Below are 13,563 nucleotides of genomic sequence, written 5' to 3' on the forward strand. Positions count from 1 at the left end.
CATTACCGGAGGATGTCTCGATGGCGCTGCTCGCAGCCGCGCGACGTCACCGCCGAGAGGCGGCGCTGTCACTGCGACGCAGGGTCAGCGGTTTCGAAGACGAGGCCTGGATCAGCCGCTGGTTCAGCGGTATCCCGTGGCGTGCCTGCGGTCGGTCAATGTCTCCGACGCCGCCTCAGGCTTTGGCTAAGCAATAGACGCGGTAAGAGAACCCCCAGCTTTTAAGGGGATGTGTGGTCTTGCCATCCACTGCGAAAAGCTTTGCGTATACGCCCCGTAGCAGCCGCGGCGTATTGCGATCGTAAAGCGCCTTCAGTGACGGCGACAGTTTCTCGTATCCGCGCAGGATCTCATCATTGACCTCGGTCTGCGAAACGATTCGCATCGGCGCGTTGGCCAGCGCCGTCTCCCAGGCGGCAATGCCAAACGGGAGCCGGAAATCGGTGTACAGGAAATGGCCTCCCGGACGCAGGACCCGCGCCACTTCGCCCAGGAAACGGGGGAAATCAGGGTAGTAGAGCGAGGATTCGATGTTGATCACGGCATCGAACGATTCGTCGGCGAATGGCAGGTTCTGGGCATCACCCTGCACGAAATCGAGGCCGGGAACATGGTGTTTCTTCTGGCAAAACGCAATGCCGGCCGGGTTCAGGTCCAATCCGGTGTAGGACGCCGGGTGCAGGGTACGCGTGAGGTATGAGGCTCCGCCGCCGTGTCCGGCGCCGACCTCCAGCACCCGTTTGCCGGTGAGATCCACCTGGGTCGCAACACGGTGGTAAAGCTGGATGGAGTACCGGTCGGCCTCGTCAGAGGGTTCCAGCGGCATCGCCATTGGTGGATCCTCTTCATAGCCCATGTTGAGGAAAACCAGCTCATCGGTGGCGACGCGCTTGGTGAAGGAGGGGTAAATATACTTCTGGGCCTTCTGATTCAGCTTCCAGCCGACCGGGAGAACCACGTCGTACACGCGGTCTTTGAGTGCCATATGCGGAGTATGACAGGCTGCCGGTCAAGGTCCAAATGGTCCGCTCGATGATCCGCCAGAGCGGTCTGCCACGCCTCCGCCGCTATGTCCGATACTGATACCAGCTGATACCGCTGCCCTTCAAATGTTGGCGCAACGGCGGCTGATCACGTCAGCCGCACGCGTCACCGGGGCTTCGGGTTGTCTGCGCCGCACGTTTGTGGGCGACAAACTCGATGAACTCGGAAAATTATTCGGCGCAGCGCAATTGGCATCCGCGGCCCGAACGATCACCCGCCGCGCCGGTCGCTCGCGTGCCCGACTCCTGCCGCGCATACGGCCTCGGCCATCCAATTCTGGTGGCTGACGGTTTAGTTGCGGATCAAGAATCCGTTAGGAGCAGATGTCCAGCCAAACTTATTCTCCCGCGCCACGTCATGCTTGTAATCGTTTGGGAATTCACGCTCGTAAGCCTCGATGGCCTCGTATGGGCCGGGTCCGAACCCTGGCAGGACGGGATGCCCATTGATATCGGAGTCTTCGACTACCAGGTAGTCGCCGGAGGAGAGTAGGGGCCGCAGCAGTTTCATCTCGGCCAGTACGTGATCCATGGAGTGGTCGCTGTCCAGGATGGCGAAGATATTGCCGCGGTACTCGCCTTTGAGTCGTTCGATGTGCTCGGCAACGGCTGGGACAGTGGATGAGGACTCAATGAACAGAATGTCAGGATCCCGCCGGGCCATTGGATCGAGGGCCTTGTGTGAGATGTCCACGGAAACCACCTTGAACGGTTGGCCGGTGTGTCTCATGACGTTCGCAAAGAACAGCGCCGAACCGCCGTAGCGGCTGCCGAACTCGATGACCAGCGAGGGCTTCAAGTCGAACAGGATCTCCTGGTAATTCCACATATCGCTGACGGACTTCCAGCATTGGACGCCCAACCACGTAGTCTGATTCCACACCAAGTTGCTGTAGTACCACTTATGGTATTCTTCCGCCGCCGAGCCGGTCGGTCGGTAAATCAGTTGGGCCACAGCGCTCGTGAGTTTCCGCAACACGTCCATCAGTCGCATGAATGCGCCCGCCACGTCCATCCCGTCATCTCCTCACTAGCCAGTCCGTGGTCATTGAAGTATCGGCCATTTGGCCAGTCGCTGCACGGAACCGATGGTGTCGGCGCGGACTCGAGTATGGCCGTGGCGATCCTCAGGCCCGCATGTTGTCAACCTAGTTGGCTCCGTGGGGTTGCCTCTCTCCGGGTCATTACCAGGTCAGCGTGACCCGGCCCACCGGCTCAACATGTTCTGAGGCGGCCGCTGCACCGCAGGATGGTAGCAGATGCCCGCATTCGCTGGTACGGCGATTGGCGGCAAGTTCGGGCTAATGCGATTGGCGTTGGCCTTTTTCGAAGTTGGCGGACACCGCGTCCTGCAAACCCGACTTGGCTCACAATTCACAGCTCGACATCACTGGAACCTACTGACCCGTGAGTTTGGTTCGTGACGCGTCGCAAATTGTGCACTACAACGCGGAGATCCGGCGCGCTGCTGGAGTCGTCATGGCGGACCGGTCGCTCAGAAGCACCTGGACGCGAAGACGGCGAATAAGGGGCCACTCCGAACTACGTTGGCGTGCAACATAACTCAATTCGATCCGGGTTCTGCTCCTGCTGGTTTGTATTGCTCTTTAGTCACGTTGGCAACACTGGCCTCTGCCGGAGGCGATGGTCGCCGTGCCCACCTACCCGCGACAACTCGGTTTTTGCAGGTCAACGCCACCTCCCAACCCGAACGGCCACGGCCAACGTGGGAACAACACCGCAGGTCAGGCGATTGTCGCTAAGAGCCGGGCACATCGGGTGTCGCCCAGCGCAGCGACGCATGTGACTGTTGTGACCGCGCGATGTGCCGATTTGTGGTGCGCACCAATTTGAGCCAAGACGGGTAGCAGATACCCGCATTCGTTGGTACGACGATTGGCGGCAAATCCGGGCTAATACGGTTGGCGTTGGCCCTTTATCGAAGTTAGCGAACACGCCCGTCCTGCAAATGAAAGTTTGCTTTCTTATGATCATCATCACGATGGAGAATCCGGGGAAAGCGTCGGTGTGATGTCGTACGCTGAACGCCGTTATGGCGCAAGATGTTTCGGCGCACCAGAAGGTTCGAAGGATGTTGCGACGCCGGGCATCCATTCGGCGTTGGAGCCATGGTGGTCGGAGAATACCTCCGCCGGATCAGCAGCGGAGGTCGCGGCCGCGATCGTCTGCTCTGCACTCGACTCGACACCATCACCGCGTCCGCTGATCTCCGGTACCCCACGAGATTGGACTGGCTCAATGAAGTAGATCAAGCACCGAACCGACGTGGTCGGCAAACCGGTTATTCGGCAACGCCGGCGCTACCCGCATCACCCACGGGACGCCCGCCCTCAAGACTGGTTGGCGAATTGCTCTGCAGCGGTTGACATCCGGTTATTCCATAACCCAGCCATACTCGGAGGGAACAGTGCACAGCATGGAACGTATCATCTCGAGGGACTTTTCCGGTTCCGCTAGGTGCCCATGATGCTCGATGATCAGTTGTCCATCGTAGACGCCACACGAATACAGATCGAGAGGGACGCTAATGGAGCAATAGAACTGGCCCCGAATATCTTTCAGCTCAAGACCCGGCGGTGTGCGCATAGTTGGGAACGCAGTGGCGTCAGTGCAGAAGACAAGTGGCGGCAGCCCGGCAGGAGTTCCTTCGAATGCTGTGCCGAAGTGCAGCCCCGACTGCTGGATCACACCATTGGCCAAATCAGCGCGAAGGGTGTCAACGATATCGCTTGCGAGATCTACGATGTCGGTATCCGGGCCGATCTCTGCAAGGTAGGAGGCCGCCCCGAGCAGGTTCGTGCTTTCGGTCGGGGCCACCGGCGGCGCAAGAAGAAATCGTAAGTCGACGGGGTAGACGTAGGGAATCGGGACGTGCGGGGTATTGCGCAGGCGCCACTCGGTCAGCAGGATAGCCGCCGCGACCACAGCGTTGATGCTGAGTCGATGTTCACGGCCGAATGCAACGAGGTCCGATGTCTCTAGCTTGGAGAGCAGGAGTCTGCTAACTGGAACAGCTTGGGGCGATCCAGGATCGGCGAGGACAGCCGCCTTGGTGGTGTCAGGGAGCTCATAGGCGAACATCACCGACATGAAGCGCTCGGCTCCCGATAGCCCTTGCTTCTTGACGCCCCGCTGTTCGAGCAGGATCTCCATGGGCAGTGGCGCGGACTGCGGGATTATCGGACCGGGATCACCAGTAGTTACGGCATCGGTGTACCGGGAGAACAGCTCGTCGACGAGAGCGGCCCCGTGGTGACCATCGGCCATGCTGTGATGGACATATAGGGTCAGCTCGGCCCCTCCCTCGTTGAGCGTTAGCCGCGAATCCATCAACGAGACACTCTGGTCGAGCCGGATTTGCGAGTCTCCCGAAGACGCCCCGTTGGTGCCGTCGACTACACAGATCCCGGAGTGGAGCATGTCGTCGGCAACCAGATTCCAACCGCCATCGAGGCTTGGCTCGAGGTGACCCGCCAACACCGGGTGGGCCTCGAGGAGGGCGTCGAAAGCATCCGACAGCGCGTCGACGTCGACAGCGCCGCGCAGCTGGATTGTCATCGAAGTGAAAACCTCGTACTGCGCAAAGATTTCCTCACTGTGTGACAGCTTTCGAATCACGGATCCGGAAAACACCTCGAGACCCCCTACTGGTCATTGCATGCCGGGCCAGCGCATGCTCGGTCAGTGCGTGCTGGCCCGTCGGTAGCCGATGGCCATGGGTATCGCGCATGCGACGCAAATACCTATGGTCCACAACAGCATCCCGATCATCGGAGATAGGACCGGACCGCCCATCGCATATCCGCGCATCGCCGCGATGGCATAGCTCACTGGCTGATGGGCGACGACCGGCTGAATCCAGCTTGGATATGAGTTGAGCGGTACCAGACCGGTGGAGAAGAATATCGCGATTGCTTGCACCAGCTCGACGCCTTCAACCACTACTGTCTGCGCGGTGTAGAGCGCGACGGTGGTGACGATAGCGGCGATTGCGATGCCAAGTATCACCGGGACACTCACCCACATGAGGCTCGGGATCACGCCCTGCCGAAACCTGAAACCCAAGACAACGCCCGTGCCCAGCATCACGAGAGTGGTGAACAGAGTCCGAATCGCGTTTGCCAGAATTCGGGCGATCAGGCCCGACGCCCGGTGCACCGGCAGCACCCACAATCGGGAAAGCAAGCCCATGGAGCGCTCGCGCATCAGGTCTATCGCGACGAATGTTGAGCCAGTGATCGCGGCACCGATCGCAATGAGCGGAACAATGCTGTAGAGCCCGCTGTCGTGGGTCACGGCGTAAGCCAGGTTACCGAGCACGATGTTCAACACCACCATGAACAGAATCGGCAACACGATCGCTCCGACGACGGTGACATAGTCACGCGCCCACCGAATGAGTAACCGTTTGGTCTGCAACAGAGTTTGCCCAATGAGCAGGCGAACAGAGTTCTCCGGGTCCTGCGAGCGCGCCGGCGCGAACCCGACTTCCTGAGTTGTCATGGGCATCATCGCCGCCTGGACAAAACGACGACGGACATGGGCACCAAGAACAGCGTGAAACCGACGATCCACGCCAACGTCGGCGCCATGACAGGCCACGTCACCGGTAAGGCTCTCTTGGTGGTATCCCCGGCCAGCGCCCGCATCGCGTCAACGAACTGGGAGATCGGTTGGTTGCGGACAAACGGGTGGATCCACCGAGGAAACAGTCTCAACGGCATGAGGCCGACCGACAGCAGTCCGAAGATCAAGATGGGCAAGGTCAGCAGGGGCAGCATGGCGTCGGGGTTCTTGGTAACTGTGCCAAGCAGGTCAGTGCCGAATGACAGCACGGCCCCGATTGCCAGCGCCAATACGCAAAAGGCGACGATATAGAGGGCCCCGCGGTGGAACCGGAATCCGATCACGTAGCCGCAGACCAGCGATACCGCCAAACCGATCGAGCACCGGTACACCGAGACCGTCGCGCGGGCAAGCACCGGCGTCACCGGGGCGATCGGCATCGAGCTAAACCGTCTATTGACACCCAGCAGCGAGTCGGTTGCCGCCCGGAAGCCTGACCCGATGGCGGCGAACGAGATGGCCTGCAGTGTGACCAATGGCGTGATGTATTGCCCTAGGTTGCTGGCGACGCCGGAGCTTGCACCCCCGACAAAGTGGTTCCACGGTATGGCGAAGGGTATATAGAAGCCCACCATGAAAACCACCGGCGCGCCGGCGGTGGTGAATAACTCGCCGATGCTCGTGCGCAAGAACAAGCGGCTGATGAGCACCCGCCATTGCCTAAGCGTCGACTGGTTTAGCTTCTCCACGGCCGGGCTGAACCCCGCGACGGCCGGTGCTGGGGTTGGAACTGTGGCCGCGGCGCTCATCGCATGCCCGCCGACGCTAGATGACTTAGCGACTCGCTGGGATCTGTTGTCATGGACAGGAATACGTCATCGAGTGACGGCCGACGTAGCGCGATGTCGGCCAGCTCGATGTTCGCCTCGTCGATTCGGCGCGCGGCCTCGATCAGGGTGTGCGTGCCGCCTGGCGCCGGCATGGTGATCCGGTCTGACTCCGGTGTCAGAATGGCCCTGCTCTGCTCGGGCAGCAGTGAACCGAGCGCCGCGACGATAGCGTCCAGGTCCTTGAGATCTCGCGGCACGATTTCGCAGAATGTGTCGCCGGCACGGTGCTTGAGCTCATTCGCGGTGCCCTCCGCGATGATCGTGCCGTGGTCGATCAAAATGATCCGGTCGCTGAGCGCATCTGCCTCCTCGAGATACTGCGTCGTCAACAAGGTGGCGACGCCGAGCTTCTTGAAGCTGGCCACCAGATCCCAAATAGCTTGCCGGCTTCTTGGGTCCAGTCCTGTGGTGGGCTCGTCGAGGAACGCCACTTGCGGCTGGACCACCAATCCGCACGCGATGTCTATGCGCCGACGCATCCCGCCCGAATAGGTGCTCACCCGCCGCTTCGCGGCGTGCATGAGCCCGAATTGCTCGAGCAGTTCCTGCGACCTGCGACGTGCCGCGGACTTGCTCAGCCCGTACAGGCGACCGAACAACACCAGGTTCTGCTCACCGGTCAGGGCGTCGTCGACGGCCACCTGCTGTCCGGTGACCATGATCGAGCGGCGCACACCGGCCGGATCGGAAACGACGTCGTGGCCGGCGACCGTCGCCGAGCCGCCATCGGGCCGGGTCAGCGTCGACAAGATGTCCACCATGGTGGTCTTGCCGGCTCCGTTGGGACCGAGCAGCCCGATCACTTCGCCGCGGCCCACTTCGAAACTGACGTCATCGAGGGCCACTACCGTGCCGAACGCCTTGTGAATCCCGCGGACCATTACTGCCATGTCGTTGTTGCGCATTCCGATCCTCCTCAGCCCGCATCCAGGCTGGACAAGTCCACCAGGGCGCCCGCTTCGGGGGCCCCAATCGTTTCGATCTGGTCATGCTCGGCCGCGATGGCCTCCTGGATCAGTTCGCTCAGTGTGGCCGGGAAGGTCCGCGCCAGCGTTTCTACCGTTGCTGCGGGGATGCGGCGGGTGTCATACCACCAATCGAGATGCAATGAGCCACCGGAGCGATACGCCCGGAGCTCGATCGCGTGGCCCAACCCAGGGATCGTCTCGCGCACGGGCATCGTCATGTTGGAGTCGAACTGTACCGGTGCATCGGTGCTCGGCAGCTCGGGAATGACGCCCGCATACCGGAAGTGGATGTCGGGGGTGCGCTGCGCACCGAGCATGCGTCCGGTCGGCGCATACAGATACCGCAGCAGCCCGTAGCCAATCCCATAGTGCGGAACGGATATAACGGTGTCGTGAACGGCGTCCAGCTGTTGAATGGCCGACGTGCCCGGTCCGCTCGCGCAGGCCAGCGCAACGGGGTAATACGTCGTGAACCAGCCGACGGTCCGGCGCAGGTCGACGTCCGGCCGTAGCACCGAGCGCCCCTCGCCCTCGAGTTCGACGGCCACCACACCGTCACCGACCGTCTTGCCTATGGTTCGGCCGAGCGCGGCCAGCACGATCTCCTGGATCGACCGCCGGAACCTGCGCCGAGCATCATCGAGCTCGAATGTCTGCTCGACGCTCAGCGTAGTTGAGAACTTGGTCAGATCCTCGGTGCTGGGCGGTTGCGTGATGTTCTGGTCAGCCAGCCACAAGGTCGCCTTCGTTGCATTCTCGATCCAGTAGGAGCGAGTGTCGAGGGCTGCGGGATGCGTCGCGAGGGCCGCGCAGCGAACCGACCAATCCCGCCATCCGGTGGTGACCGGCTCCAGCGTGATCTCCTCGCCCGCCAGCCGCTGCCCGAACGCGGTGACGATGTCGCGTCCCAGGATTTGACGCGATGCGTCGTCGCTGACCATCTCGTGCACGGCCAGCCCCAGGTAGTGCGGACCGCCGTGCGCACCGGTGATATGCACTGCCGCCAGCGGCGCGTCCGAATCACCTGGATCTGAGATCAATTCGGCCAGAATCTTCGACACCGCAGCCCGTTCCTCCGGGCTGCCGGCGGGCACGTCATCAGGAAGTGACGCCGTCGAGAGCCGGGTGAACTCCGCGGATGGTGTGATGTGTTGCTCCCACATTCCGGCCTTGTCGACGAGCTGCAGGCGCAATGCGCCATGGTGGTTGGCCACCGCGGTCAGCACTGCCCGGACGTCCTCCGGGCCGATCTTGGGGTCGAGCCGCAGGATCAACGGGACGCGCCAGCGACCGGTGTCGCGCAGTCCCCGGTCGAGGAAGTACGCGATATTCGGCGGAACCGCCGGATGTGCATCAGCCACCGGGACTTTGGCCAAACCGCTCGCCGCGAACGAGGCATCGACGGCAGCCGTCAGCGCGGCCAAGGTCGGGTACTCGTACAGATCCTGCGGTGTGATGGTCAGACCTTCGTTGGCGGCGGTCATCGCGATGCTGATGGCCATCAGTGAATCCCCGCCCATGTCAAAGAAATTGGCGTTTCGATCGATGGAGCTGACACCCATGCACTGTTCCCAGATGCGCCGCAGGGTGGTCTCGGTCGGCGACTCCCCGTTCTGCGGCACTTCGACGGTGCCGACACCGGTCCCGGCGCCGGCCGCTGAGCCGTTACTCGCCGTGGGAACCTGCGACCAGACCATGTGCTTGGGCTCCACCCAATGCCGTTGGCGGGCAAACGGATAACCGGGCAGGGAAACCAGCCGCGGCTGGGCCGCACGTCGCGGCGTCCAGTCAACCTCGATTCCGGCGGACCAGAGCTCACCCAGCGCGCGCAGGAAGGTGTCGCGGTCATCGGCGTTCTGAATCGGGTGACGCATGAGCCGGACAGCATGATGCCCGGCCGACCACTTCGGATGCCGTATCGCCGAACCGGTGAGGCTCCCGCCGGGACCCACCTCGACGAGGACTCGACCCGGATCTGCCAGCACCACGTCGAGTTCGTCGGCGAACCTGATCGCGGAACTGATTTGACGCGTCCAGGTGGCCGGATCGGTGACCTGCTGCTCGGTCATCCACGTTCCGGTGAGGTTACTCAGCAACGGCGTGCGCGGAGCGCTGAGCTGCTGCCGGGACAGGAATGCCTGGAATTCTTCCAACATCGGATCCATCGCGCTGGTGTGGAACGCGTGGCCGGCGCGGACCCGGCGAACGGGTATCCCGGCCTCGTTGAGACGTTGGGTGAACTCGCGAATCGCGTCCTTCGGGCCGGCGACCACGCAGTTGCCGGGATCGTTGACCGCCGAGAGCTCCACCCCTGGTGAGAGGTACTGCGCGACATCGTCGGGGCCCACCGCCACCGCGACCATGGCGCCGGGCGGGGACTCATGCATCAGGCGAGCCCGTAGCGCGACGGTCTTGATCGCCGTGTCGAGGTCGAATACCCCGGCCAGGGTTGCCGCGATGTATTCGCCGGTGCTGTAGCCGATGTAGGCGCCCGCACGCACCCCGTAGCTGTCGACCAGCTTGGCGAGCGCGTACTCCACGGTGAACAGCGCCGGTTGCGATCGGTCGATGCGCTCCAGATCCGTTGCGGTCCCGCGGAACACCTCGGCATGCAGATCGATGCCCATCTCGTCGCGGAATCCGGCGGCGCAGGTGTCGAAGTATTCGGCGAAAACGGGCTCGGTGTCGTAGAGCCCCTTCGCCATGCCGACGTGCTGTGCGCCCTGCCCCGGGAAGAGGAAAACGACCCGGTCGGACGTCGGTGTCGTGGTTGTTTCAGCGGCACCGTCGGCGCCGGATTCGCCGACGAAGACGTTGTCGTGTTCGGCCGCCCGCAAGACCTTGACGGCGTGTTCGCGGTCGTGGACGACGGCGGCCATCGTGACATCGTGCTTGCGGCGCCGGGTGAGGGTGTAGGCCACGTCGGACAGGTCCGGTGCGTCTGGCCTTTCCAGCGCGTTGGCCAGGGCGTCCCGCGACTCCCGCAGCGCGGCAGTAGTTTTCGCGGACAGCAGCAGCACCTGAGGTCCGGTGGTCGCGGTGTGGGCGTGAGCCGGCACCGCTGGTGCCTGCTCTAAGACGACGTGCGCGTTGGTACCGCCGACCCCGAACGAGCTCACCCCGGCCCGAAGCACGCCGTCCCACTCCCACGGGCCGTACTTGCTTTGCACGACGAATGGACTTTGGTCGAGCCGCAGCTCGGGGTTCGGGCTGGTGTAGTGCAGTGTCGCGGGGATCGCCTGGTGCTTCAGGCACAGGATCGTCTTGATCAGACCCGCGATTCCGGCGGCGACTTCCAGGTGGCCGATGTTGGACTTGACCGAGCCGAGCACGCACGGGCCCGGGCGGGGCGTTTCGGAGAACTCGAATGCCGTTCGCAGCCCTTGGATTTCGATGGGATCACCCAGCGGGGTGCCAGTGCCGTGGCACTCGACATAGCTGACGGTCGAGGAATCGACGCCGGCCACCGCGTGGGCTTCGGCGATGACGTCTGCCTGGGCGGCCGGATTGGGGGCCGCGTAGCCCATTTTCGCCGATCCGTCGTTGTTGATCGCCGATCCGCGGATGACAGCGTGAATGCGGTCGCCGGCGTCGATGGCCGCCTGCAACGGCTTGAGCGCCACCATCGCCACACCGCTGCCGAAGACGGTGCCGTCGGCGCGCACGTCGAAGGGTCGGCAATGGCCGACCGCCGACACCATCGATCCCGGCGAGTTCCAGTAACCGACACGGTGCGGGATGCACAACGAGGACCCGCCGGCCAGTGCCATGTCGCACTCGCCCGACAGCAGGCTCAGGCAGGCCAGGTGCACCGCGACCAGCGAGGACGAGCAGGCGGTTTGGACCGCGAGGCTCGGGCCGCGCAAGTTGAACGCGTGAGATATCCGCGTCGCCAGGAAATCCTTGTCGTTCTGCAGGAACAGGCTGAACTGGTCGAAGTTGAGTCCCTCGGCCAGCACGGCGTTCGGGTCCCGATGCGATAGCAGGTTGTGTAGCAGATAGCCGCTGGGAGAGCTGGTTCCGTACACGCCGATCGAGCCGTCGAACTGGGCGGGGTCACAACCGGCGTCCTCGAGCGCATGCCACGCGCATTGCAGGAACAGCCGGTGTTGCGGGTCGAGCACCTGCGCGGCCAGTGGGGGGAATCCGAAGAAGTCCGCGTCGAATTCGTCTATCCCGTCCAGTAGCGGTGCGCGGCGCACGTATGCCGGGTCGGCCAGCGTCTTGTCGCTGACCCCCGCGTCGCGCAGTTCCTGTTCCGACAGGGTGACGATCGACTCCTTGCCGCGCCGAAGATTGCTCCAAAAGGTCGACAGATCGTTCGCGCCCGGGAATCTGCCGGCCATGCCGACGACCGCGATGGCGTTGTCGGGTGTGCTCACAGGTCTTGTCCTCCATGTACTTGAGGTTTGGGGGGTGTAGGCCGCCGCCGTGCCGCGGCTCCATGTCGCGCTGCCGCGCGCTGCTGCGCCCGGTCGCGAACGGTGGCCATGCTTTTTTGGTTTTCCAGCGTCTGGTCGGGGCCCGAGAGCCCGAGTTGGCGCATCAGGTCGACGGTCAGGTCGTGCAGGGACGCCCCCTGCAAGATCAGTGCCACCGGCGGTTCCACGCCGAAGTCGGCCCGCGCGCCGTTGCGGATCCGCACCGCCATCAGGGAGTCAAGCCCCAGCTCCGTCAGCGGTACGGCGGGATCGACAGCTGACCGGTCAGCGTAGCCCATCACCGCCGCGATCCGCTCGCGCATCCGCTCGGTCACCACCCGCGCTGCCTCCGCCGCGTCGAGATCGGCAAGCGCGTCGGGTCCGGCCCAGTCGCCGAGATCGCCCGCCGAGTCCAGCTCGTCGACCACCCGGGTGAAGTAGCTGATGCCGCGGATCTCCGGGAACGCGATCAGCGCCCGGTCGGCGCGCAGCCTAGCGACACCGGTGCGGGCCCGGCCGGCGGCCAGCAGCGAATCCAGAGCCTCGATGCCCTCCGCCGGGGTGATGGTGTCGAGGACGCTGCCGACCAGGGCTTGCGCGACGCCCACCTCCGACCACGGCCCCCAGTTGATCACCGCCGCCGGCAGACCGGACGCTCGGCGCCAGGTGACCAGCGCGTCCAGCCAGGCACTGGCGCAGGCGTAGGCCGCCTGGCCGGGAGAGCCCAATAGTGAAGCGACGGAGGAGAATCCGAGCCACCAGTCGAGCTGGCAGCCCTCGGTGGCGTGGTGCATCCGCAGTGCTCCGGCCGCCTTGGGTGCCCATACCCGCTCGAGGGTGTCCCTGCTCATGGAGAACACCAGGCTGTCTTCGATGACCGCGGCGGCGTGCACGACACCGCGTAATTCAGCCCCCGCTTGTCCTGCTGCCTCGATGAGACGTTCGGCCACGCCCGGCGCTGCGACGTCGCCGCGGACGACCACGATCTCGGCACGGGCTTCCAATGCGGCCAAGGCCTTGCGCTGGTCGTCGGTGGGTTCGCTGCGGCCATTGAGCACCACCCGGCCGGCGCCGCGGTCCACCAGCCATTTCGCGACCACCAACCCGAGTCCGCCGAGACCACCGGTGACGACGTAGCAGGCTCCGGGGCGGACCACCGGATGACCCGGTTGTGCATCGAGAGTGGCGCGCGACAGGCGTTCGACGAACCTGCGGTCACCCCGCCACGCGATCACGTCGTCATTGCCCGAGTTCTGCAGTTCCGCGGTCAGCGCGGCGAGCGGGTCTGGCATGCCGTCCAGGTCGACCAGGGTGGCGCGCATATCGGGATGCTCGAAGGCCAGTACCCGCACCAGACCCTTCAAGGATGCCGTTGCGGGGGCTCCCGGGTCGTCGTCGTGAACGGCCAGTCCGCCGCCGGTGACCAACCACAGCCGCGGTGATCGGCCATGCCAGGTGCCCACGACCGCGCGAACCACGGTCGTGATCGACCACACCCGGTCTCGCGCCGCGACCAGCCCGTCGTCCAATCCGGTCGAGGCGCCGCCGACGAAGACGACCAGGCCGACGGGCGGGTGATCCGGATCGCCTGCCGTTTCCGCGAATGCGGCCAGCACCGCCGGTTCGTCGCCGAGATCGGCGGTGAGCACCCGCC

At 63.8% G+C, this 13,563-nt stretch carries 8 protein-coding genes; all 8 read right to left on the reverse strand.

Annotated features, from left to right (window positions below; genetic code table 11):
- Positions 1–175: 175 nt before the first annotated feature.
- On the reverse strand, positions 176–985 hold the full coding sequence (gene mtf2 / locus EET03_RS07950) for a fatty-acid O-methyltransferase Mtf2 (RefSeq protein ID WP_075541920.1): 810 nt from the start codon (positions 983–985) through the stop codon (positions 176–178).
- A 350-nt stretch (positions 986–1,335) separates the two neighbouring features.
- Complete coding sequence (locus tag EET03_RS07955; RefSeq protein WP_425271507.1) at positions 1,336–2,058, reverse strand: rhamnosyl O-methyltransferase; 723 nt, start codon at positions 2,056–2,058, stop codon at positions 1,336–1,338.
- 1,379 nt (positions 2,059–3,437) lie between these two features.
- Positions 3,438–4,697, reverse strand: a complete 1,260-nt coding sequence (locus tag EET03_RS07965; RefSeq protein ID WP_075541921.1) for a phthiocerol/phthiodiolone dimycocerosyl transferase — start codon at positions 4,695–4,697, stop codon at positions 3,438–3,440.
- A gap of 48 nt (positions 4,698–4,745) precedes the next feature.
- Positions 4,746–5,576 carry an ABC transporter permease gene (locus EET03_RS07970; RefSeq protein WP_075541922.1) on the reverse strand — a complete coding sequence of 277 codons (831 nt, stop codon included), beginning with the start codon at positions 5,574–5,576 and terminating at the stop codon, positions 4,746–4,748.
- Positions 5,573–6,439: an ABC transporter permease gene (locus EET03_RS07975; RefSeq protein ID WP_075541923.1), complete on the reverse strand. Its 867-nt coding sequence runs from the start codon at positions 6,437–6,439 to the stop codon at positions 5,573–5,575. The genes EET03_RS07970 and EET03_RS07975 overlap by 4 nt, the downstream gene beginning before the upstream one ends.
- Positions 6,436–7,425, reverse strand: a complete 990-nt coding sequence (locus tag EET03_RS07980; protein ID WP_075541924.1) for an ATP-binding cassette domain-containing protein — start codon at positions 7,423–7,425, stop codon at positions 6,436–6,438. Before EET03_RS07980 ends, EET03_RS07975 begins: the two co-directional genes overlap by 4 nt.
- An 11-nt stretch (positions 7,426–7,436) precedes the next feature.
- On the reverse strand, positions 7,437–11,870 hold the full coding sequence (locus EET03_RS07985; protein WP_075541925.1) for a type I polyketide synthase: 4,434 nt from the start codon (positions 11,868–11,870) through the stop codon (positions 7,437–7,439).
- The coding region (locus EET03_RS07990) for a beta-ketoacyl reductase (protein WP_122508746.1) at positions 11,867–13,563 on the reverse strand (1,697 nt) is incomplete at its 5' end. The genes EET03_RS07990 and EET03_RS07985, both read right to left, overlap by 4 nt.

It is taken from the genome of Mycobacterium innocens, from assembly GCF_900566055.1.
GTDB lineage: Bacteria > Actinomycetota > Actinomycetes > Mycobacteriales > Mycobacteriaceae > Mycobacterium > Mycobacterium innocens.